Here is a 22,737-nt window from a genome sequence, read left to right as displayed (position 1 = left end):
CACATTGGTGGGGCGGGCTTACCGTGATGAAGCAGGCAAACGAACATTCACAACCAGTACGTCACCGCCCACCAGCCCAGCCCACCCATGACCACGGTATAGGGCAGCGCCATCCACACCATGCGCCCGTACGACAGGCGAATCAGCGGCGCAATCGCCGAGGTCAGCAGGAACAGGAACGCCGCCTGGCCATTGGGCGTGGCTACGCTGGGCAGGTTGGTGCCGGTGTTGATCGCCACCGCCAGGGTCTCGAAGTGCTCGCGGCTCATGCCACCGTTGACGAACGCCTGTTTCACCTCGGTGATGTAGATGGTGGCGACGAACACGTTGTCGCTGATCGCCGACAACAGGCCGTTGGCGATAAACAGCATGCCCGGCTGCTGATCGGCCGGCAGCGCCAGCACCCACTGGATCAGCGGGGTAAACAACTGCTGCTGGTGAATCACCGCCACCACGGCAAAGAACACCACCAACAGCGAGGTGAACGGCATGGCGTCCTGGAAGGCGCGGCCCAGGCGGTGCTCGTCGGTGATGCCGGTAAAGGCGGTGATCAGCACGATGACCAGCAAACCGACCAGGCCAACTTCGGCCACGTGCAGGCCCAGACAGATGATCAGGATCAGCGCCGCCAGGCCCTGCACCAGCAGCGCGGCCCGTTGCTGGGTGGTGCGCTGGGCGTCGTCTTCGGCGGCATAGCTCGCCAGCACCTGGCGCACGCTGTCCGGCAGCAGGGTGCCGTAACCGAACCAGCGCAGCTTCTCCAGCAGTACACAGGTGACCAGCCCGGCCAGCAACACCGGCAACGACACTGGCGCGACCTTGAGGAAGAATTCGGCAAAGTGCCAGCCCATCTCATGGCCGATCAGCAGGTTCTGCGGTTCACCTACCAGGGTGCACACACCACCCAGTGCGGTACCCACGGCCCCGTGCATAAGCAGGCTGCGCAAAAAGGCGCGGAACTGCTGCAGGTCCTCACGGTGCAGGTGGGCAATGTGCTGATCGCTGTCCAGGTCCGAGTCTTCGCGTGGATTGCCGCCCGAGGCGACCCGGTGATACACCGAATAGAAGCCCACTGCCGCGCTGATGATCACCGCGGTGACCGTCAGGGCATCGAGAAACGCCGAGAGGAAGGCCGAGAGAAAACAGAACAGCAAAGCCAGCAGGGCCTTGGAGCGCACCCCGAGGAGGATGCGCGAGAACACGAACAGCAGCAGGTCCTTCATGAAGTAGATGCCGGCGACCATGAACATCAGCAGCAGGATCACCGGGAAGTTGTGTTGCAACTCTTCATACAGTGCTTGCGGCGTGGTCATGCCCAGCAGCAGGGCTTCCACCATCAACAGGCCGCCTGGCATCAGCGGGTAGCATTTGAGCGCCATGCCGAGGGTGAAGATGAACTCGATCACCAGCACCCAGCCGGCCACCACTGGGCCAAGGGTGAACAGCAGCAGGGGGTTGAGCAGCAGGAACAGGCACAAGGTGGCCTTGTACCAGCGCGGCGATTGTCCGAGAAAGTTGTGGGCCAGGGCGCCGGCCAGGGAGCGGGACATGAAAATGTATCCTTATGATTCAACAGCCGGGCAAAGTGCCGCATGTGTGGCCGCAGATCAAGGTAAAAGTCCCGGTTTTGGCACAAGCGCGGCCTTGGCGCCGACGGGCAGCTTGTTATAGTCCTGCGATCAACCGCGCCGTCTTCAAGGAGAGCACCGTGACTGAGTACCAAGCGTTCAAGGTCGAACTGAACAACCACATCGCCCACGTGCAGATCAACCGCCCGGAAAAGTACAACGCCATGAACGCGGCGTTCTGGAGCGAGATCGTCGAAATCTTCCAGTGGATCGATGAAACCGACGCGGTGCGCGCGGTGGTAATCAGTGGCGCGGGCAAGCATTTCTCCTCCGGCATCGACCTGATGCTGCTGGCCTCGGTGGCCAACGAGCTGGGCAAGGACGTCGGCCGCAACGCGCGCCTGCTGCGCCGCACCATCCTGCGCATGCAGGCCTCGTTCAACGCCGTCGACAACTGCCGCAAACCGGTGCTGGCGGCGATCCAGGGTTACTGCATCGGTGGTGCCATCGACCTGGTGTCGGCCTGTGACATGCGCTACTGCAGCAGTGACGCGCAGTTCTCGATCAAGGAAGTCGACATGGGCATGGCCGCCGACGTCGGTACCCTGCAACGCCTGCCGCGGATCATCGGCGACGGCATCATGCGCGAGCTGGCCTACACTGGGCGCAATGTCGCGGCCGACGAGGCGCAGCGTATCGGCCTGGTCAACCGGGTGTTCGACAGCCATGAAGCATTGCTCGACGCAGTCTTTGCCATTGCCGCTGAAATTGCGGGAAAATCCCCCATTGCCGTGGCCGGCACCAAGCACATGATCAGCTATATGCGCGATCACCGCATCGACGATGGCCTGGAGTACATCGCCACCTGGAACGCCGCGATGCTGCAATCCAACGATCTGCGGGTGGCGGTTGCCGCCCACATGAGCAAACAAAAACCCGAGTTCGCCGACTGACTTGCACAGGCGAACCCCGCAAGGAACCGCATGATGTCAGCGCGCTGGATCACCGCAGTACTGGATACCACCATCAGCGGCGGCTGGGCAGTCGCCCGTTGCAGCGAAGGATTCCTGGTCGATGACAACGGCGCGTTGTTCCCGCGCGACTGGCTCAAGCGCCAGGAACTGGACGTACTGTGCGAGCACGGCATTGGCCATTTCGACGGCCAGCCGGTGTTCCTCCTCGAGTTGCGCAGCCCGCAGGCGGTAGCGGGCTGTAGCTGGCGCGGGCTGCGCCAGTTCATGCTCGAAGGCGACTTCGATACCTACAAGATCCTCGGCTACGCCGCGCAGATCGGCACCTGGGCCCGTGAGCACCGCTTTTGCGGCAGCTGCGGTCAGCCCATGACGCAGGTCCACTGGGAACGGGCCATGTATTGCGCGCCGTGCGACTTGCGCAACTACCCGCGTATTTCACCGAGCATGATCGTGCTGATCACCCGTGGCGATGAAATCCTCCTGGCCCGTTCGCCGCGCTTTGTCACTGGTGTGTACAGCACCCTGGCCGGTTTTGCCGAGCCGGGCGAGTCGGCCGAAGACTGCCTGGTGCGCGAAGTACGCGAGGAGGTGGCGATCGAGGTGCGTAACATCCAGTACGTCGGCAGCCAGTGCTGGCCATTCCCCCACTCGATGATGCTGGGTTTTCATGCCGAGTACGCGGGTGGCGAGATTGTGATGCAGCCGGATGAGATCGAGGATGCCCAGTGGTTCCGGGTCGATGCGCTGCCGCCGTTGCCGGCGGGGCGGTCGATTGCGCGGTATCTGATCGATCTGTATGTGGCGCGGCGGCTTGGGTTGCAGGAGCCGGTCTTGCTCAAGTGACGTAAGTTGCCAGGGGAAACCATTCCCTCTGGAAGCCTGGAGGGCATCAGATAAAACTGCCCGACTTTTCAACCAGTCGGGAAAGGTATTTGTGGAGTTGAGTGCAGCAGGTAGCAGCTACAATCATTCTGTTGATCGTCAGGCGGAGTCGCTCGCTTCTGAACGGCGCGAACAGCTGGAGCAGGCTTGTGAGGCATGGCACGAAGGCCGAGGGTCACGTGTACAGGCCTATCAAGCGCTGCTGGAGTTTTTCGAGGCAAGTATCAGCGATACGCAAATGTCGGGTGAGCAGCGGGCGCTGACAAACCAGATACTGAGCCAGGCAGAACTTTGTGGCCCTGACCACAACCCCTTTGAACGGTTACCTCGACTTTTGCCCCATAACGTGTCGGCACCTGCGCCTGAACAGGATGACTCTCCTTCACAGCCGTTTGGATTAGCGGTTTTTGAGGACAGCGCTCAAGGGCCTTGCGTGTACTTTCATCGGACCGGCGGAGTGGATGGGTATGCTAACGCAGATGCACTGCTGCAAAGCTTTCCCTGGGAGCTTGATATCAGTCCGTCGCCCCCGGGCAATGCATTGAGCGCGCTGCTTGATATCCCGGTTCAGCACAGGGAACGGCGTAACGCGGTGGTTATTGAAAGTGGTCCCTTGCTGCTGGAGCAAGACGTGGGCTGGGGCGAGATCGAGCGTAGAGGTCAGTATACCGTGCTGGCCGAGCTCACCAGGCTTGCCGAGGCATTCAGGATGGACGAGCGGCAGATCAAGGCCGCTGTGCCGGAGTACTTACTGGATGCACAAAGTGACTGGCAAAGTTTCTTCAGGGCTGAGCATCCCACGCGTTTTCGGGAGCATGATGCGGTCTTCACTGCACGATTTGAAGACCTTGAAACTGCCCAGCCTCATCTGGACGACGGGCTATACCGCTTCTATATCGAGCAGTTGAGTTGTGACAAAGACAAGGACGAAATCGAATTGTTCAAGCAACTGGTGAACGAGTTTTTCGCCGGCGTTGAAGTCACTCGTCTTTGACCCAACGCCCGCCTGTTGCATTCAATGGGCGGGCGCAGGGCTCACGCCTGCCCAAACCAATGCTGCCACGCCAACCGCACGGTCAACGCCAGCACCACGGTGATGAACACCGGGCGGATGAACTTGCTGCCGCCGCTGATGGCGGTGCGCGCGCCGAAGAACGCGCCGACCATCAGCGCCGAGCCCATCGACAAGCCCACCAGCCAGTCGACCTGGCCACTGAAGATAAACACCGACAAGGCCGCGGCGTTGCTGACGAAGTTCATGCTGCGCGCCACGCCGCTGGCCTTGACCAGGTCGATGGGGTAGAGCAACAGGGTGCTCACCGTCCAGAACGCGCCGGTGCCGGGGCCGGCTACGCCGTCATAGAAACCCAGGGTAAAGCCCTGGGGCAGTTGCCACTTCTTTTTCACTGGCACGTCGGCGTCCAGCGGTGCCTTGGGCGTGCCGCCGAACAGCAGGTACACGCCACACAGGAAGACGATCACCGGTAGCATCTTGTTCAACCACTCAGCCGGCAGATAATGAGCCACCACGGCACCAATCAAGGCCCCGACAAAGGTGCCGGCCAGGGCATGACGCCATTGCGCGGGGTGGAACAGCTTGCGCCGGTAGTAAGTGAAACTGGCGGTGGCCGAGCCGAAGGTCGAACTGAGCTTGTTGGTGCCCAGCACCAGGTGCGGTGGCATGCCGGCGGTGAGCAGGGCGGGGGTGGTCAGCAGGCCGCCGCCACCGGCAATGGCATCGATGAAGCCGGCAACGAAGGCAACGGCGGCAAGAATCGCGAGAGTGCTGAGGTCTACACTGAGTTCGAAAGGCATGGGCGTCGGCTTGGCAACGCGCGCAGGGGCTGCGCGCAAGGAGCGACATGTTAAACGCAAGCGTTTGCGCTGCCCAGTCAGCTACAGATGAACAACAAATATCGCGCTGACCCCACTGGGCGCATTGGCCGCGTTCCCCGTAAAAGTCGACCCTCAGCGCCACGCCAGTGAGCACGATCTTCGAGTCACCTGGCAGTGTCTCGGCATTACGTCAGGCCTACCGGCAGGCCAGTCGCGCCTCGTTCGAAGTGGCGGTACACAGTGCCTATATCAAAGGTCATATAGGTGCCGACACCTATCACCGGTTCACGGCGATGCAGGCCAACAACAGCGTCATAGCGCAACCACCGCTGCACTGCAGCAGGTTGCTGCTGCTCAATACCCCGCTCAGCGATGTCCTGCTGTTCTGCGTCGAAACCGATGACACCGCTGCCCAGGCCTGCACAATCTACATGCCGCATGACCCACTTACGCCGCTCAGCCGAAGTTGCCAAGCCAAGGCTATAGATAAATAGCCCATCGCAGCGCAGCGAGGATGGTCAACTGATGTTTTCCTCAACATTGAGACGTGACCATGGCCGCCCCTCACTATGCGTTGCATGTTCCCTTCTTGCGCCAGCGCTTACCCAACTGGGTACGGCATGCGCACCCCGAGCAACTGGCGTCCTTGCACCTGGACCTGTTGCCGACGCAGGAGCCAGCCTGGCTGCAACGGGCATCCCCGGCACAGCGGCAAACACTGGATACGCTGGCACGCGCGACCGAGCGCCACCGCCATGACGCGGCGGTGGCGCTGCGCGGGCTCAAGGACATTCATGGTTTTTGCCGGCCCTTGCTCGAAGACGCGATCAAACGCAACCATGGCCTGACGGTCGATAGCCTCAAGCATGAGTTCGTGCACCTGCGCGATGATGCCAGCCTGCGCGCCGACGCCCTGTCAGACGTACTGATCGCCCGGCAGCCGCTGCTGCAGGCGGCACTGCAGAACTTCGAAGCGGCGCAGTTGGATGAGCTGCGCTACAACCGCTACAGCCAGCTAGCCCCCCTTGATGCATTGCAGCCATTCCCGGCGAGCGTGGACCCGCAGCGCCGCGCCAGCGACTCGATCCGCTACAGCAGTACCCTGGCGCTGACGCCCGAGCAATTTGCCGACTTGTGTCGCTCCCTGGATCTTGGGGCGCGTTATCAGGAGCACCTCACCGCCGTGTTCGAGGGGCCGTCCAGCGGGCCTTCGATTCGTCGTACCTATGCCCGCGCACACAAGGCCGAGTTGCAACTGCAGCTCAACCTGGCGCAGCTCCGGGGCGATATCGATGCCGACCTGCATGAGCGCATCGAGCAGCTGTTGCAGCAGACGGCCGTTAAAGCCGAACCTTCGCTGAACATCAGTCGCGTGGCTCTGGCCGGCTTTGCCTTGGCCGACGTGCTGCTGTTTTGCGAATCGATCGCAGGCGGCGCCATCGAGCGCTGCGTTGCCTACATCCCCGGGGACCGCCAGGCGCAACTCAAGCAATACCCTTCGCGCCGTGCCTTCGCCCAAGCACTCAAGGCACGCCTGGCGGACCCCAAGGATCAGGCGTTTATCCGCTCGTTCGTCGCCCGCAGCCAACAGGCCGGGTTCGCCCGCGCAATCAGCCTGGCGTCGACGCTTCGGGGGGGGGATGCCCTGGTCGAATATCCGCTCATGGGCGAATTGTTCGACGCAAGCTTCAAGCTGATGCTCGCCACTACCCGGGCCGAAGCCCGGGCCATTGCGGTGCCGACAGCCGAGGTCGACTATCAGGCCTGGCTCACCTCGCTTGAGCAATACGCGGCGTTCGGCCTGAATGTCCTCAATGCCGCAGCCTTCTTCGTCCCGGCCCTGGGGCCGATCATGCTGACGGTCATGGCCAGCCAGTTGATGTCGGATGCCTTTGAAGGTGTTCAGGCCTGGGAGGCTGGCGACAAGGAAGAGGCGCTGGCACACTTGAAATCCATTGCGATCAATCTGGCGGTGACGGTCGGACTGGGCGCCGCAACCATCGGTGCTTCGCGCCTGATCAGTGCTTCGCCGGTGGTGGATCGGCTGGTGGAGGTCGAGCGCCCGGATGGTCAGCGGCGCTTATGGAACCAGGACCTTGCGCCCTATCGCAGTGCCCACGAGCTGCCGGCGGGCCTGGTGGCCGATGCCCGCGGTGTGTATCGCCATGCTGGAGGCAGCTATGTGAAGGAGGGCGGGCACTACTACGCGCTGGTGGATGAGCAGGCGCGGCCCTGGCGCGTGCAGCACCCCACGCAGGACGACGCCTACCAGCCGCCCTTGCAGCATAACGCTCAGGGCGCCTGGCATTCGCCCCATGAGCAACCGCTGCGCTGGTCGCGCAGGCAGTTGATGCGCAGGCTCGGGCACAGCGTCGAGGCCCTGAGTGACGAAGAGCTGCAGCAAGCCTGTGAGCTGACCGGCACCGAGGGTGACGCCTTGCGGCGCATGCATGTCGAGGGCGAGCCGGTGGATCCGTTGTTGGCCGATAGCTGTGAACGTACGCTCATTCGCAAGCAGATTGTCCAGGTCATCGAAGATATTCGCAGCGGTGCCCACTCCACGCTGGATATGGACGTGGTTGCCGCGCTATTGCCCGACATCCCCGGCTGGCCTGAGGGGCAGACCCTGGAGCTGTTCGAGGGGCCCGAGCCCTGGGGCCCTTCGGCGGTCTACGGAGAACGCCCAGGTTTTGCCGCCACGGCAATAAAACTGACCCGCGTCGAATTGCGCAGCGGGGACTGGGCCAGGCTTGTCATCGAGCAACTGGACCGCCGGGCATTGGACAGCCTGTTTCCTGAGCAGCTGGCGCCGAGCGGCCGGATCGAGGCGCTGCGCGCTCAGGTCGCCGAGCATGTTTCACGGCGTCGGGCGGCTGTGTTCACCAGCCGGTACTGGGATGCAGGGGCGCCATCGTCACTGCTCGACGAATTGCGTCGTCGGTTCAAAACCATCGATGCCCCGCTGGCGCGTCGGCTGATCGATCCGCTTCCAGAGGCCGCCATGGAACAGTGGTCCGAGCGTCAGCGCTTCCCCCAGCGACTCGAACGCCAGGCGCGGCGAGTAGAGGCCGAACGCTCGCTGGTGCGGCGCTTGGAAGGCATCGTATGGCCAGAGCTTGCCGATGCGCAAAGCGAAAGCCTGGTCTTTGAAGTGCTGCCGGAACTCGCCGGCTGGTCCTCCGAGGTCTGCCTGCGGTTGCGGGTCGGCTCGTTGCGCGGTGAGGAGGTGACCCGTGTCGGCAATGACCAAGGCGCTGTGCAACGGGTGATCGTCCGCGAGGGCGGGGGCTATCGTGGCTACGCCAATGACCAGACCCTGCATTCGTTGTTTGCTGCGCCTGCGCGCAACGACATCTTTCGCGCCATCCTGCATGCGCTACCCGATGCCCAGCGCCGTGCCCTGGGTTTAAGCACGGGCGATGCCGAGGTGCTCAAGGTCAGGCTGTTGCACCGGATTTCCGAGCTGCGCCAGCGTTGGATCCCGTCAACCGACAAAGCGCCGCACGGGCGCTTGCGCGGCGGCGGTGACGGCAGCTTCGCGCGGGGCTATGCCAGCCAGAACAGTGAAAATGTGCTGGTTCAACGGCTGCGCGAACTGTTTCCGGATCTCAATGACGAGCAAGCGCTGGAAACGCTGGAGCAGTGGGGTGAGCTGGGACGCCAACCGGCCGACATGCTGGCATCCTTGCAGCAGGCGTTGGAGGTCCGCCAGCAGGCGCTGCAGCAGTGGGCAGGCGCCAGCGAGGGGCGTCAGCAACTCGCGACCGAGGTCCTCACGCAGTGGCGCCGCACGCGCCTGAGCGGGTTCATTGCAAACGATCATCATGTGCAAGTGAACCTGGTGGGGCTGGGCCTGCACAATGCCGACCTGAGCAGCTTTCCCGACCTGCAGTGGGACCTGGGCCGGGTCACTGTGCTGAACCTGAGCACCAACGGATTGACGAATCTGCCGGTGAATTTCGCCATGCACTTTCCGGGGGTGACGCGCCTGTATCTGAACTGGAACCTGTTGGAAGAAATTCCCGTCCTGGCGAACGAGCAGCAACTGCAGGTGCTGGATGTCTCCGGAAATGAGCTGCAGCAGGCCCCGGACATTTCGCGCCTGTTCAACCTGCGCGGTCTGGTGATGCACAACTGCGGGCTGACAACCATTCCTGAAAACCTGGCGAACCTGCAGCGTGTCACCTTGGTGGATCTGCGCTGGAACAACATCGTGCATGTTGATGAACACAGCTTCGAGCTTCCCGAGCATGTCAGGCGAGCGCTGGACTTGCGGGAAAATCTGCTGGATGAAGAAAGCGACAGCCGAATCGTCAACCATTACGGTACAAGCCAGATCGACCTGTTGGTCAGTGACCATTACTACCGGTTCTTGTTGAACGAAGCGAACGCAGCCCAGCGCGCACTGTGGCAGCGTTTGCGGCAGATTCCCGAGTGCCTGGAAACCCAGCGCAATCTGCTGGAGCTGGAAGTGACCGTAGCCTACGACATAGGCCGGGAAACGACCCTGAGACGTGCTTGGGAGATTCTCGAGATGCTCGAGCGCGACCCGTCGTTGCGGGCTCCGGCGGCAGAGCAAAGTTACCTGCTATACCTCGAAGGGCAGGAGCAACTGAGCAGGGCCAACCAGGTTGCGGCGGGGTTGCCGCGGGCCCGCGCACTGGTGCGCCTGGCGGTGCAGCGCAGTCGCCTGGAGCATCTCGAGGTGCGCTTCGATGCACAGTTCCCTGCTCAGCTCCTGGCGGCCGAGCGTGGCGAGGTGGATGAGTACGAGGCACTCTGGCAGCATCTGCTGCGCGCCGTGACCCGGGACGGGACAATCGATATCCCCCAGGCGCCGCGTGACGATGAATTTCTCGAGCCGCTGACCGGGCAACAGTTGCCACCAGGCTTCGTCGAAGCGCTCAAGGCCGAGCTGGCGGGTCTATCTGCCACCACCCCACAAGGCCTGGATATTGTGCTGGGTTCGGTGGTGGACGAGAGCCTGGAAGGACGGCACTTTCATCATGACTTCTGGGTCGAGTACGCCCTCAGCCGGGCCGACAGCCCCCGTCAAGTATGGAACGAAGGGCGCCTTCAGTTGCGGGAACAGGCGCACAGTGGGCAGATCAACAGCCGGGTTTTGGCCCAGCGCCTGCGTGTATTGCAGGCTCAATACCAAGCCAATCTGCAACAGTGGTTGCGGCAGATGACTTATCAAGTCGCCACCGAGCAGTCATTCGACTGGTAACAGTTGGCCCCGCGCCTGATCAGGCGCGGCGCCTGTCTCATGACAGAAAACCGCCATCCACATTCAGTGCCACACCGGTGGTGTAGCTGGAGGCATCACTGGCCAGGTACAGCACCGCCCCGGCCATTTCCTTCGGATCGGCCACGCGCTTGAGCGGAATTTGCTGCAGGGCGGTGTTGAGGATGGCGTCGTTCTTGACCAGTGCCGAGGCGAACTTGGTGTCGGTCAGGCCGGGCAGCAGGGCGTTGCAGCGAATGCCGAACGGCGCGCACTCCTTGGCAAAGACCTTGGTCATGTTGATCACCGCCGCTTTGGTCATCGAATAGATACCCTGGAACAGGCCAGGCGAGACACCGTTGATCGACGCTACGTTGATGATGCTGCCACCGCCGTTTTCGCGCATCAGCTTGCCGGCTTCCACCGACATGAAGAAGTAGCCGCGAATGTTGACGTCGACGGTCTTCTGGAAGGCGCCCAGGTCGGTATCCAGCACATTGCAGAACTGCGGGTTGGTGGCGGCGTTGTTGACCAGGATGTCCAGGCGCCCGAACTGCTCGCGAATGCCGGCAAACACCGCATTGATCTGCTCCATCTCGCCGATGTGGCAGGCAACGGCCGTGGCCTTGCCACCGGCTGCGATGATGGCGTCGGCCACCTGCTGGCAGCCCTCCAGCTTGCGGCTGGAGACAATCACATGGGCACCTTGCTGGGCCAGCAGGTGGGCGATGGCTTCACCAATGCCACGGCTGGCACCGGAAACAAAGGCGACTTTGCCGTCGAGGTCGAACAGGTGGGTCTTGGACATGGTCTTTTCCTTGTTGTAGTGGTCAGAGGCTGGACTTGGCGATGACCTGCAGGCTCATGTGCTCGAGCAATGTGTTCATGTGAATGAACTGGGCGAAGCGCTTGTCCTGGGTCTGGCCGTGGTAGAAGCGGTAGTAGATCTGCTGGACGATCCCGGCCAGGCGGAACAGGCCGTAGGTGTAGTAAAAGTCGTAATTGTCGATGCGGATGCCGGCGCGCTCGGCGTAGTAGTCGACGAACTGCTGGCGGGTGAGCATGCCTGGGGCATTGCTCGGCTGGCGACGCATCAACTGCACGGGTGCAGGATCGGCGGCCTCGATCCAGTAGGCCAGGGTATTGCCCAGGTCCATCAGCGGGTCGCCAATCGTGGTCATTTCCCAGTCGAGTACGCCGATGATGCGCATGGGGTTGTCGGCATCGAGGATCACGTTATCGAAACGGTAGTCGTTGTGCACGATCGCAGGCTTGGGATGATCGGCCGGCATCTTCTCGCGCAACCAGGCAATGACCTTCTCCCAGCGCGGCGCATCGGGGGTCAGGGCCTTCTCATAGCGGCTGCTCCAGCCTTCGATCTGGCGCTGCACGTAGCCTTCAGGCTTGCCCAGGTCGCCCAGGCCGCAGGCGTTGTAGTCGACCTGGTGCAACTCGACCATGCGCTCGATGAAGCTCTTGCACAGTGCTTCGGTGCGTCCGGCGTCCAGGCCCAGCTCCGGTGGCAGGTCGGAGCGCAGGATGATGCCCTTGACCCGGTCCATGACATAGAACTCGCCACCGATCAGCGCCGCGTCGGTGCAATGCACATAGGCCTTGGGGCAGTAGGGGAAGCCACTGTTGAGCTGGTTGAGGATGCGAAACTCGCGCCCCATGTCGTGGGCCGACTTGGCCTTGTGGCCGAACGGCGGGCGGCGCAGGACGAACTCACGCTCGGGGTACTGCACCAGGTAGGTCAGGTTCGAGGCGCCACCGGGGAACTGGCTGATGTTCGGTGTGCCGGACAGGCCCGGGATATGTGCCTTCAGATACGGATCGATCACAGCGGCGTCGAGTTCTTCGCCGGGGCGAACCTGCGTGGATTGGTCGGTAAGCGTCATGCGGTTGCCTTTGGTCGTTGAGCCGAGTCATCGAGCAATCTAATGAGTTGCCCATGGCCGGACAACCCTTGCCCCATTGTTATAGACCGCTGTGTTGCGAAGGGATCACCGAGCCTGATGCTCGCCTGCGGTCAGCGTTGGCAGGTATAGCAACAAGTAGTGCAGTCCTTGGGGCTGGATGTACGTAAATGGTGACCCCATTGCCTTTGGAGTCTCTTGCACCATGACCACTTCTCAATGCCCAGGTAGTAGAACGCCAGCGATGGGGGTTCAAATACAGGACGTGGCGGGAGTGGTTCATGATCCTGCGCAGGCGCCGCTGGGGCGGGACAGGGTGAGCCGGTTGACCCGGCGTGAGTGCACGATCCGCTGCAAAAAAAAAACCGAAGCCAGTGCTTCGGTTTTTTTTGCCGGTGTGGCTTAGGCCGGGAACAGCTCGCTCAGTTTCATCGACAGCATCATGTCGCCCTCGACGCGCAGCTTGCCGCCCATGAAAGCCTGCATGCCGTCGGTCTCACCGCTGACGATGCCCTTGAGGGTTTCGCTGTCCAGCACCAGAGTGCAGTTGGCATCGGCGTTTTCGCCTTCCTGGATTTCACAGGTGCCATCCTTGACGATCAGGGCGTAGTGCTTGTCTTCGTCAGTGATGTTGAAACCGAACACCAGGTCCAGGCCGGCGGCAGCGGCTGGGTTGAACTTGGCTTTCATCGCTTCGACGGCTTTTGCTACATCGCTCATGGTGTGTTCCTTGTTAAGTGATTTGCGCGACCTTGCGGGTCGCAACGAGCCGGTGCTCAACGGTAGGTGATGAGCGCCGGCGCCTTCAACAACTGCACGTGTGCCTGGCTGTTGAAGGAAGCCAGGGCCACCTCGCGGCCACGAAACTTCAGGTGGCTGAGCGAGGTGTTGATGATCTGCCAGTTCAGCTCGAAAGCCTGGTCGGCAGTGATACGGGTTACCAGGTGGAGCAGGGCGGCGATGGTGCCGCCGGAGGTGAAGATGGCAATGTTGTCGGTGCTGGCGGCCTGTTGCAGCACCCGCTGCAGCCCGCCATCGACGCGGTTGACAAACCCCTGCCAGCTCTCGGTGCCTGCGCAGGCGTGCTCGCCGCCATGCCAGCGCTGCACCAGCAGGGCGAACAGGCGCTGGAACTCGCTGCGGTTCTGCGTGCCGTTGCGCAGGATGTGCACGGCCTCGGGCTCCTGCGGCAACAGACCTGGCAGCAAGGCGCGGATCACCGCGTCGGCATCGAACTCGTTGAAGGCGTTGTCGGTTTCCAAAAGGGGGACATCACAGCCTGCGTTGTGCATGGCCGCCAGGGCCAGGCGCGCGGTGTCCTGCTGACGGCGCAGGTCGCCGGCCAAGCAGCGGTCAAGGCGCAAGCCCAGTTGCGCCAGATGCTCGCCGAGGGCCTCGCTTTGGCGCATGCCCACGGCCGAGAGGACGTCGTAGTCGTGCGCACCGAATGAAGCCTGGCCATGTCGAATCAGGTAGATACTGCCCACGTCGTCCGCCTGCGCTAAGGATCAGCCGAGGTTAGGTTGCCGCCAGCAGGCTGTCAATGAAAAAACATACAAGCGTTTGAAAAGAGCGTTTGAACTGCATTGCCGGAGATTTCCTACGCTGGTAGGGGGCGGGCGGCCTCGGTATGCTTGACTATCGGTTCGCGCCGTACCGGCGCAGGCATGTTAAGGAGTTACTGTGGAGTTTCTTGCAGAGTACGCAAGCTTTCTCGCCAAGACCGCGACCCTGGTGATCGCGATCCTGATTGTCCTCTCGGCGATCGCCGGACTGCGCGGCAAGGGTCGGCGCAAGGCAGGTGGGCAATTGCAGGTCAACAAGCTCAACGAGTTCTACAAGGACCTGCGCGAGCGCCTGGAATCCGGGATGCTCGACAAGGCCGAACTCAAGGCCCTGCGCAAGCAGCAGGCCAAGGAGCAGAAGCAGCAGAAGAAAAAGCCCGACGACAAGTCGCGGGTGTTCGTGCTCGATTTCGATGGCGACATCAAGGCTTCGGCCACCGAAAGCCTGCGCCACGAGATCAGCGCCGTGCTGAGCCTGGCCACCCCCCGTGACGAAGTGGTGCTGCGCCTGGAAAGCGGCGGCGGCATGGTCCACAGCTATGGCCTGGCCGCCTCGCAACTGGCACGCATTCGCCAGGCCGGCGTGCCGTTGACCGTGTGCATCGACAAGGTGGCTGCCAGCGGCGGCTACATGATGGCCTGCATCGGCGAGAAGATCGTCAGCGCGCCCTTCGCCATCCTCGGCTCGATCGGCGTGGTGGCGCAGTTGCCCAACGTCAACCGCCTGCTGAAAAAGCACGACGTCGACTTCGAGGTGTTCACCGCCGGTGAGTACAAGCGCACGGTGACGGTATTTGGCGAAAACACCGAAAAGGGCCGGGAGAAGTTCCAGGAAGACCTGAATATTACCCATCAATTGTTCAAGGACTTCGTCTCGCGCTACCGCCCCCAGTTGCATATCGACGAGGTTGCCACTGGCGAGGTATGGCTTGGCGTGGCTGCCTTGAATAAACAGCTGGTCGACCAGTTGCTGACCAGTGACGAGTACCTCAGCCAACGGGCGCGCGAAGCCAATCTCTATCACCTGCACTTTGCCGAGCGCAAGAGCCTGCAGGAGCGGGTAGGGTTGGCGGCCAGTGGCTCGATCGAGAACGCCCTGCTGGGATTGTGGAGCCGGCTCGGTCGCTGGCGCTAAGGACCAGATGCCCCGATTGCCAAGGCAGGTCGGGGCATTTTTCGTCAGTGGCGCTTGGGTGCGACATCAGGCAGGCGTGTCCTCCAGGCCTGTGGTGAGCTCTTGCAGCAGTTGCGCTTCTGCCGTTTCACGGGCCACCTGCAAGGCTTTGTAGGCGTGCGCGTATTGCTGATCAGTCAGCCGCACAAGGCCACCTTGTTCATCTGTGGCCAGCGCGGGCAGGGCCTGATCGAGCACCGTGCGCACCGGGGGCGCAAGCAGGGGCGCTGCGGTTTCCTCGCCCAGACGGTACTCCAGATAACCCGATCCTTGTGCCCATTGTTCGTTGAAGGTGTCGAACGCCTGCGCATAGCGTTCACGCAAGTAGCGTAGCCAGCTGGGTTGGCCAATCAGCCAATTGATACGTCGTGATGTATCCGTTTCCAGTCGCTTGGCCTCGGTGAGCACATTGTTTTCGGCTTCGGCTGACAACTGGGCAATGTTTTCGTACAGCATGCCGCGGCTGGGCTCGTCATATTCGAACCTTGTCGCCAGGCGTTGGCGCAATGCCAGGCGAATTTCGATATCGTCGACACCATATTGGCTCAGTTCGCTATCGGTGATGGGGTCGACAGGGTCTAGCGCAGGCAATTCGGTGAGTCGCTGGGTCAGTGCTGATCGCCTGGCCAAGCGGCCAACGGTGATGCGTTCGGCGATCTGCTCCACCAGGTGGCGTCGGTACAACCTGCGGTAGAGATTCTGCAAACCGCTGGCGTCGCTCAGCGGTGCGTCGAGGTAAGCATCATGGGCCTGAATGGCGACTTCCACGGCGCTGAAGGCATCTGCGCCGGCGTCCCCGCAGGTAACGGGGAATTCCTCGGCGAGGGCCTCTACGGTGTTGCGCAGCTCGTTGTCCGCGCTGACCCTGTCGAGCACGTGCCAGACCCGGGCACTCAAGCGTTTGCGGTCAACCGAAGCCTCGCGCGCGTCGCGAAGGCGCTCGAGCACGTTGTTGAGGTTGGTGTTACTGCCCGACTCAAACAGTGTCTGCCAGTTGGCCGTTCTGGTTGCTGGTGCGTCGCGGGTCCAGAACGCTTCCGGCGTCGGTGCCCGGAGAGGTTGTGGGGGCTGTTGAGCGTATGTGACGATGGCGACATCGATGTGTGCCAATCGCTCCCGGCTGGCGGCATCGAGCGGATTGTTGCGCAGGTCCAGTTGGCGGCGTCCTCTGCCTGCGTTATTCGACCAGCGTCCGAGCGGGGTGTCGCTCAGGTCTGGCACGGCGCTGATGGCGTTGTTGGACAGATCGATGTTCCGCATTGGGGCGTCCTCAACGCGCAGGGCAGCGGTCAGGCTTGCAGGCCATTGCTCGATTGCGCAGCGTGACAGCGTCAGGCGAGCGAGCAGCGGCATTTGGGAGAAATCGGGAAGTGCCTCGAATCTGGCGTGGTCCAGGTGCAGGTTGCGCAGCCGGCTCAAACCGCTCATGGCATCGGCGCGAGCCGCATCGAAGCGAATGGGGTTCAGACTCAGGTTAAGCGTGTCAAGGTTCAGCCTGGACAGGCCCGTGATCTCCTGGGGGGTAAGTGTCAACTGGTTTCTTGACAGGTTCAAGTCGAGCAACTGCGGGAACGCCGCGAGGAATCGATCAGACAAAGTACTGATCCTGTTATGTCCCAGGTCCAGCCCCAGGAGTGGGTGGCTGCTCTGCTCGCCAGCCGGGGGGATAAGCGCATCGACGACGGCATCGGCGTTTTCAATTTCCAGGCCTTCCAAGGTCAACGTTCGTAGTCGAGTGTGTTGCGTCAGCGAAGGCACTGGCGTGGGGGACGGCTGAGTAAGGCATAATTTGAGGCCTTCAAGGTTGGGAAAACACTGCAGGAACTCTGCGGGCGCCTGGGAGGATATCGGGTCGAGTGTCAGGTCGGTAATGTGCGGGAATCGGGCGTTGAGTGCGGGCAGCTCGGAAAGCCGCCAACTGTTGATTCTCAAGGTGTCGCGTTCGGCGCCGCCTTCCTGGCGCCAAGCGTTGCGCAATTGTGAACGGATCTCTTCCCGGGAGAAACGCATAAAAGGCGTACTGGAGCTATCGACCCAGGTACGCAAGGTGTTGTCCAACTCGCGAAACTCATGTTCCAGGCGCTGTACTGCCTGGCCCAGGTCACCACTGGCCTGCAACTGGTTGCGAATGTCCAGCCTCTGGGGCTCGCTCAAGCTTGGATAGAGCTCGGCCAGGCGGCTATCGGCCGATGCCTGGCCGATCGTTGAGCCAGGCCTGCCGCTCAGGGGATAGCCAAGCCGGCCATCGGCCAGGTGCATGGGCGAGCGAAAGCCTGTTCTGGGAGATTGCTGGCCGAGCAGTCGACCACTGCCTGCGCGGTCGTTTATGGCCTGGTTGAACAGTGCCTCGCGTAATGGCCCCGTTGTGCCGAGCGGGTAGCCCAGTGCAGTTCGTTCCGATTCGGGCAGGGCCTTGAGCAGCTGGGCCGAGAGGTCCGTGCCGGTTGCCAGTTCGTTGCCGTTGGCGTCTTCAATGATGTAACGCATCTGCCCATATCGCACGGACCTGAGCTCAGCTGCGGTCCCGCCGGAACTCGCCAGTAGCTTGCCCGTGGCTGGCTCGCGCAGTTCCAGGCGAATCTTGCCCGTCCATCCGCGCAACTTCCCTAGCAGTCCCACGGCCAGGCGATCGCTGTCAATGCTGGCAAGCGAGGGGCGGTACAAGCCTTCGATGGCCCGGTTCAATCGCAGGTTGGCCTGCAAACGCCGAGCTTCTTCAGCCATGCGCAGCGGTATGCGGCCGTCCTCCAACTGAGTGCGCTCGACGATGGTGGCACCCGGGCTGGCGGTTATTTCCCGGGCGACCTCATCGGGTAGTGTCGGCCAGGATTTCTTCAATGCCGTGGCCCAGCTATCTGTCAGGGCGCCGGTTCCTGGGTAAAGGGCGTCGAACACGCGGCTGCGCTGAGTGTCGATGTGCTTTGCCAGTTTAGTCTGAAGTGCCTGCACGCGCTCTTGACGGGGCACCTGCCTGCCGACCAGGTCCTCAATCGCCTGCTCATCCAGTTCAGACAGCACGGCAGGCGCCAACGCACCTCGGTGAACGTCAGCAGCGAGAATTTTCACCGGGCGCCTGGCAAGCCCGTGCGCGTGGCCGTAACTCACGTAGTCGCCCCAAAGCTCAGGGCCACGGTAAACCTCGAGTCTTCCCCCCGATGGCCAACCTTCCAGCTCGACCAGCAGGGCCGCAGGAAACTCGTTGCGAAACTGCATGGGCGTGCCGTGGCGGGTCTGGGTGATCATGGCCTCGATCTGATTGTCGGTGTGGATGCGTTTGAGGCTGTCCATCAGCATGGCCGGGGGCGGAGTGTGGTCGACTTGGGTTTTGCGTAATGCGTCCTCTTGCACCCCGCTTATCTCCAGGGCCTTGAGGCGTTCGGTATCGCTCAGGTCCGCAGCGACCGGGCCCAGGCGCCGCAGCAGGCGTGAGCGGTTCCACTGCAGGGGGTGTTCGCCCTCCATTTGCCAGGCGCCGGCCTGGTTATGATAGAGCTTGGGCGAGTAGGCTTCGGGGTCTGTGGGGTGACGGATGCGCCACTGCAGCTTTTCGTCCTGGAAGATGGCGTAGGTCTTGCCTTCAAGTTGCAGATAGCGTTGATCTTGGAGGGTGTACTGACCCAGTTCGTTGGGGCGTGTGCCCGTCAACGTCACATCGTGCTCGTAACCCTTCAGGTCCGGACGCCAGAGTCGGCGTTGGCCATTGTCCAGCTCAATCTCCAGCATGCCGTCGGAAAACGCAGGTTCATGCAAGCCTGACCCCGCAACGGCTACCCCGGCGGCTATCAGAAGAGTGCTCGCAACTGACAGAAACTCCTCAAGGGCTGCGCAGGTGTCACCTGCTTCCCATTCCTCGATGCCGTGAAAAGCACTGCTCATCAATTGCGCGGCGAACACAGGCATCATCACCGTGCCCAGCGCAGGGACGAACATGGCGACGACATTGAGCGCGTCCAGACCCAGGCCGAGCCAGAATTCAATGCGTTCGCGTCTGACTTCATCGTCGACATCTGCAGTCGGTATGGCTAGCACGCGGGCGTCGGCCTTGAGCTTGGTGACGAAGCGATCATGCAACGAGCGCCAAGGCGATGATTGCAGAAACGCTACTTCCTCCAGCGGAAGATGCACCGAGGTCCTGGCTTTCTCGAAGGGGATCTCGCCATCGTATAGCTTTTGGAGCACGGCATCTTTCAATTGTTTTTGCATGCGCGGTTGCAAACGCTGCACGAAGAAGCCGAGAAAGAAGTGTCGATACTCGGGAATCAGCAGATTGACCTGAAACGTCTGCTTGAACGCCTGCAGCGAGCTGTATTCCTTCAAGGCAAATATCGGCGCTCCGGGGATGTAGACCACACAAGGGTTGATCTGATCGGCATCGATTGGGCCAATCAACAGCACGCTGTGCACCGGATTTCCAAACAGCTTGAGCTGGCGGCACACGGCAGGGCGCCCACCATAGGTCAGCGGGGTTTCGGCCGCGGAGGTCAGCGCCAGCAGCATTGCCAAGCCTTGGGCTGATATTTCCTTGCGCATGCTGGCGATCCACGCCTGGACACGCAATTCGCTGCGATGGGCGTTGATCCAGGCGGATTTCACACCGTTGGTTTTGCTGTCGAATACACTTTGCAGATGACCCTGATAGGCTTTGCCGACATCCAGTTGCCTGCACTTTTGTGCATAGCTTTGCGGGGTGAATCCGGTCAAGGGCGTTGGATCCTGCGGGCCCGCTTGTACTCTGCTGAAGGGGCCGAAGTCTTCTTCGGCGGTAAAGTTGTGCAAGGCCGCTTGCAGTAGACTTAATGTGAATTTGGTTCCTCTTGGTGTACCTCCCAAGCCATAGAGTCGGTACACAAAAGTACCCTCGGTCACCTTGGCGGCCTTGCCTACTGCAGCTTGCACAAGCGGCATGCAGAACTCGGTGATGCCTTTGAAGCCGTACAGTGCCTGGGCGAGCGCCTTGCGATAGTGGTTGCGTTGGTTGATCGCGTCCTTCAATGCGCTTTTTGCCGACGCATCAGCAGTCACGAACCACGGCTGGAATGTGCCGTTCTCGTCCAGATACTCAGCTCGCAAGCTGCGCAGTACCGTGTGGGCATCTTTTGCCGAGAGGTGGCGAGCGTGTTCGGGAATTGACCGGGTTAGGTGGGCTTGATGAAACAGGGGGCTGGTGGCGGGCATGTTGGGTACCTCATGGAAATGAGGTACCCATTTCATGTCTGGCGAGGGGGCGCCAGGTGCTAATTAGTTATCGCAGCGTGTCAGCGCCGACGGAACAGCGGTTGTGGCTCGTCGGTGGCGGCCTGGTAGGTCACCGAGAAGTCCTGCAGGCTTTGCAAGGCTTCGACCGGGTCCTTGTCGGCACGCAGGGCGAAGGCATCGAAGCCGCAGCGCTTCATGTAGAACAGCTGGTCACGCAATACGTCGCCAATGGCGCGCAGTTCACCATTGAACTTGTAGCGATCACGCAGCAGGCGCGCATTGGAGTAGTTGCGTCCGTCGGTGAAGGCCGGGAAGTTCAGGGCGATGACCTGGAACTGGTTGGCGACCTCGCCGATCTCTTCGGCTTCCTCGTCGGCGTCCAGCCAGACGCCCAGGCCGCCATCTCGGGCCTTGAGCATATGGCCGTGTTCACGCCACAGCTGCAGCGGCACGATGTAGTCGTCGCAGTTGGTCACTTCGTCGATGCTGAAGTCCTTGGGCAACAAGTGCCAGGTTTCGTCGACGATCTGGTTGTTCTTAATGATTCGCTGCATAGACGCGTTCCTTGAATGGGTCGATGCCAATACGCTGGTAGGTGTCGATGAAGCGCTCGTCTTCGGTGCGTTGTTCCACGTAGACGTCGATCAGCTTGGCGATCACATCCGGCATGGCGTCCTGGGCAAAGGACGGGCCGAGGATCTTGCCCAGGCTGGCATCGCGGCTGGCGCTGCCACCCAGGGACACCTGGTAGAACTCTTCACCTTTCTTGTCCACCCCGAGGATGCCGATATGGCCGACATGGTGGTGACCGCAGGCGTTCATGCAACCGGAGATGTTCAGGTCCAGTTCACCGATGTCGAACAGGTAGTCCAGGTCGTCAAAACGGCGCTGGATGGACTCGGCGATCGGAATCGACTTGGCGTTGGCCAGGGAGCAGAAGTCACCGCCCGGGCAGCAGATGATGTCGGTCAGCAGGCCGATGTTCGGCGTCGCCAGGCCATTCTCGCGCAGTTCCAGCCACAGGGCATGCAACTGGCCCTGCTCGACGTCGGCGAGGATGATGTTCTGTTCGTGGGAGGTGCGCAGCTGGCCGAAGCTGTAGCGTTCGGCAAGGTCGGCAACGGTGTCCAGTTGCTTGTCGGTCAGGTCGCCTGGCGCAACGCCAGTAGGTTTGAGCGACAGGGTCACGGCCACATAGCCGGGCTTTTTGTGCGCCAGCACGTTGCGCGTGCGCCAGCGGGCAAAGCCTGGGTGCTGCTGTTCCAGTTCGCTGAAGTCGAAGTTGTCCAGGGCCTTGTAGGCCGGGTCGACGAAGTGCTTGGCCACCCGGTGTACTTCGGCTTCGGTCAGGGTGCTGCTGCCGCCGCGCAGGTAGACCATTTCGGCCTCGACCTTCTCGGCAAACACCTCTGGGGTGAGCGCCTTGACCAGGATCTTGATCCGCGCCTTGTACTTGTTGTCACGACGGCCATAGCGGTTGTACACCCGCAAGATTGCGTCGAGGTAGCTGAGCAGGTCTTGCCAGGGCAGGAATTCGTTGATGAAGGCACCGACCACCGGGGTACGGCCCAGGCCGCCGCCGACCAGAACACGAAAGCCCAGCTCGCCGGCTTCGTTGTACACCGGCTCCAGGCCGATATCGTGCACTTCGATGGCCGCGCGGTCGCTGCTCGAGCCATTGATGGCGATCTTGAACTTGCGCGGCAGGTAGGCGAATTCGGGGTGGAAGGTGGTCCACTGGCGAACGATCTCGCACCACGGGCGCGGGTCGATCACTTCATCGGCCGCAACGCCTGCGAACTGGTCGGTGGTGACGTTGCGCAGGCAGTTGCCGCTGGTCTGGATCGCGTGCATCTGCACCGTGGCGAGTTCTGCGAGGATCTGCGGGATGTCTTCCAGGGCTGGCCAGTTGTACTGCACGTTCTGCCGGGTACTGATGTGGGCGTAACCCTTGTCGTAGTCGCGCGCGATCTTCGCCAGCATCCGTGTCTGGCGCGAGGTCAGCTGGCCATAGGGCACGGCGACCCGCAACATCGGGGCAAAACGTTGAATATACAGGCCATTTTGCAGGCGCAGGGGGCGGAACTCTTCTTCGCTCAGTTCACCGGCCAGGTAGCGGCGGGTCTGATCACGGAACTGCTTGACGCGGTCCTCGATGATCCGCTGATCGTACTCGTCGTATACGTACATAGGGGTCCTGTTCTCAAGCTGCTTGCAGCTAATCGCGCGCACGGCCGCGCACTCCGATGCGGAGCGAAGGAAAGATAGCAGTTTGCGTTTATGCGCAAAAGTGATGTTTTTGCATATGAAAAGAACCATTTGGACTAAGTGAGATTGACTGGCATTTGGCCTGATGCGCCTTGGGACGGGGTATGATTGGCGGTTTGATCGGCAGGAGA

At 61.6% G+C, this 22,737-nt stretch carries 15 protein-coding genes; 6 read left to right on the top strand and 9 right to left on the bottom strand.

The window, feature by feature from the left end; translation table 11 throughout:
• Positions 1 to 47: 47 nt before the first annotated feature.
• The gene (gene nhaB / locus EXN22_RS15460) at positions 48 to 1,550 is read right to left on the bottom strand and encodes a sodium/proton antiporter NhaB (RefSeq protein ID WP_130264883.1); all 1,503 of its coding nucleotides are present in this window, start codon (positions 1,548 to 1,550) and stop codon (positions 48 to 50) included.
• Positions 1,551 to 1,708: 158 nt separating this feature from the next.
• On the opposite strand from nhaB, the gene EXN22_RS15455 reads away from it, so the two are divergent.
• The 3 genes from EXN22_RS15455 to EXN22_RS15445 all read left to right on the top strand — a co-directional run bounded on the left by EXN22_RS15455 (position 1,709) and on the right by EXN22_RS15445 (position 4,418).
• Positions 1,709 to 2,521: a crotonase/enoyl-CoA hydratase family protein gene (locus EXN22_RS15455; protein WP_130264882.1), complete on the top strand. Its 813-nt coding sequence runs from the start codon at positions 1,709 to 1,711 to the stop codon at positions 2,519 to 2,521.
• Positions 2,522 to 2,554: 33 nt separating this feature from the next.
• Entirely contained in the window at positions 2,555 to 3,385 is an 831-nt protein-coding gene (gene nudC, locus EXN22_RS15450) for an NAD(+) diphosphatase (RefSeq protein WP_130266836.1), read from the top strand.
• Positions 3,386 to 3,476: 91 nt separating this feature from the next.
• Positions 3,477 to 4,418: a hypothetical protein gene (locus EXN22_RS15445; protein WP_130264881.1), complete on the top strand. Its 942-nt coding sequence runs from the start codon at positions 3,477 to 3,479 to the stop codon at positions 4,416 to 4,418.
• 41 nt (positions 4,419 to 4,459) lie between these two features.
• On the opposite strand, the gene EXN22_RS15440 is transcribed toward EXN22_RS15445, so the two are convergent.
• Positions 4,460 to 5,239, bottom strand: coding sequence for a TSUP family transporter (locus EXN22_RS15440; RefSeq protein ID WP_130264880.1), 780 nt, complete (start codon positions 5,237 to 5,239; stop codon positions 4,460 to 4,462).
• Between the two features lie 167 nt (positions 5,240 to 5,406).
• Between EXN22_RS15440 and EXN22_RS15435 the strand changes: the two genes are divergently transcribed.
• Both EXN22_RS15435 and EXN22_RS15430 read left to right on the top strand, forming a co-directional pair.
• Positions 5,407 to 5,754, top strand: coding sequence for a dermonecrotic toxin domain-containing protein (locus EXN22_RS15435; RefSeq protein WP_130264879.1), 348 nt, complete (start codon positions 5,407 to 5,409; stop codon positions 5,752 to 5,754).
• Between the two features lie 59 nt (positions 5,755 to 5,813).
• On the top strand, positions 5,814 to 10,490 hold the full coding sequence (locus EXN22_RS15430) for a leucine-rich repeat domain-containing protein (RefSeq protein WP_130264878.1): 4,677 nt from the start codon (positions 5,814 to 5,816) through the stop codon (positions 10,488 to 10,490).
• A 37-nt stretch (positions 10,491 to 10,527) separates the two neighbouring features.
• Here EXN22_RS15430 and EXN22_RS15425 read toward each other — a convergent pair whose 3' ends face one another.
• The 4 genes from EXN22_RS15425 to EXN22_RS15410 form a co-directional block, all read right to left on the bottom strand.
• On the bottom strand, positions 10,528 to 11,295 hold the full coding sequence (locus EXN22_RS15425) for an SDR family oxidoreductase (protein ID WP_130264877.1): 768 nt from the start codon (positions 11,293 to 11,295) through the stop codon (positions 10,528 to 10,530).
• Positions 11,296 to 11,317: 22 nt separating this feature from the next.
• The gene (locus EXN22_RS15420; protein WP_130264876.1) at positions 11,318 to 12,385 is read right to left on the bottom strand and encodes a phosphotransferase family protein; all 1,068 of its coding nucleotides are present in this window, start codon (positions 12,383 to 12,385) and stop codon (positions 11,318 to 11,320) included.
• Between the two features lie 420 nt (positions 12,386 to 12,805).
• Positions 12,806 to 13,123, bottom strand: a complete 318-nt coding sequence (locus EXN22_RS15415) for an SCP2 sterol-binding domain-containing protein (protein ID WP_036995189.1) — start codon at positions 13,121 to 13,123, stop codon at positions 12,806 to 12,808.
• 56 nt (positions 13,124 to 13,179) lie between these two features.
• Entirely contained in the window at positions 13,180 to 13,890 is a 711-nt protein-coding gene (locus EXN22_RS15410) for a histidine phosphatase family protein (protein ID WP_130264875.1), read from the bottom strand.
• Between the two features lie 196 nt (positions 13,891 to 14,086).
• On the opposite strand from EXN22_RS15410, the gene sohB reads away from it, so the two are divergent.
• Positions 14,087 to 15,103 (top strand): protease SohB, encoded by a 1,017-nt coding sequence (sohB, locus tag EXN22_RS15405; RefSeq protein ID WP_130264874.1) that lies wholly within the window; start codon positions 14,087 to 14,089, stop codon positions 15,101 to 15,103.
• A 66-nt stretch (positions 15,104 to 15,169) separates the two neighbouring features.
• Here sohB and EXN22_RS15400 read toward each other — a convergent pair whose 3' ends face one another.
• From EXN22_RS15400 to EXN22_RS15390, 3 genes are all read right to left on the bottom strand, one after another.
• Positions 15,170 to 20,317, bottom strand: coding sequence for a dermonecrotic toxin domain-containing protein (locus tag EXN22_RS15400; protein ID WP_165392217.1), 5,148 nt, complete (start codon positions 20,315 to 20,317; stop codon positions 15,170 to 15,172).
• A gap of 80 nt (positions 20,318 to 20,397) precedes the next feature.
• Complete coding sequence (locus EXN22_RS15395) at positions 20,398 to 20,892, bottom strand: DUF934 domain-containing protein (protein ID WP_130264872.1); 495 nt, start codon at positions 20,890 to 20,892, stop codon at positions 20,398 to 20,400.
• Complete coding sequence (locus EXN22_RS15390) at positions 20,876 to 22,528, bottom strand: nitrite/sulfite reductase (RefSeq protein ID WP_130264871.1); 1,653 nt, start codon at positions 22,526 to 22,528, stop codon at positions 20,876 to 20,878. Before EXN22_RS15390 ends, EXN22_RS15395 begins: the two co-directional genes overlap by 17 nt.
• Positions 22,529 to 22,737 lie beyond the last annotated feature (209 nt).

Origin of the sequence: Pseudomonas tructae, assembly GCF_004214895.1 — a bacterium.
Classification (GTDB): domain Bacteria; phylum Pseudomonadota; class Gammaproteobacteria; order Pseudomonadales; family Pseudomonadaceae; genus Aquipseudomonas; species Aquipseudomonas tructae.
The sequence above is the reverse complement of the archived record's forward strand: the minus strand, read 5'-3'. Positions and strand labels throughout refer to the sequence as shown.

Excerpts from the sequence above, each read along its gene's own strand:
- nhaB (WP_130264883.1), bottom strand. The coding sequence starts at position 1,550 with ATGTCCCGCTCCCTGGCCGGCGCCCTGGCCCACAACTTTCTCGGACAA.
- nudC (WP_130266836.1), top strand. The coding sequence starts at position 2,555 with ATGTCAGCGCGCTGGATCACCGCAGTACTGGATACCACCATCAGCGGC.
- EXN22_RS15440 (WP_130264880.1), bottom strand. The coding sequence starts at position 5,239 with ATGCCTTTCGAACTCAGTGTAGACCTCAGCACTCTCGCGATTCTTGCC.
- EXN22_RS15430 (WP_130264878.1), top strand. The coding sequence starts at position 5,814 with ATGGCCGCCCCTCACTATGCGTTGCATGTTCCCTTCTTGCGCCAGCGC.
- EXN22_RS15425 (WP_130264877.1), bottom strand. The coding sequence starts at position 11,295 with ATGTCCAAGACCCACCTGTTCGACCTCGACGGCAAAGTCGCCTTTGTT.
- EXN22_RS15420 (WP_130264876.1), bottom strand. The coding sequence starts at position 12,385 with ATGACGCTTACCGACCAATCCACGCAGGTTCGCCCCGGCGAAGAACTC.
- EXN22_RS15415 (WP_036995189.1), bottom strand. The coding sequence starts at position 13,123 with ATGAGCGATGTAGCAAAAGCCGTCGAAGCGATGAAAGCCAAGTTCAAC.
- EXN22_RS15400 (WP_165392217.1), bottom strand. The coding sequence starts at position 20,317 with ATGCCCGCCACCAGCCCCCTGTTTCATCAAGCCCACCTAACCCGGTCA.
- EXN22_RS15395 (WP_130264872.1), bottom strand. The coding sequence starts at position 20,892 with ATGCAGCGAATCATTAAGAACAACCAGATCGTCGACGAAACCTGGCAC.
- EXN22_RS15390 (WP_130264871.1), bottom strand. The coding sequence starts at position 22,528 with ATGTACGTATACGACGAGTACGATCAGCGGATCATCGAGGACCGCGTC.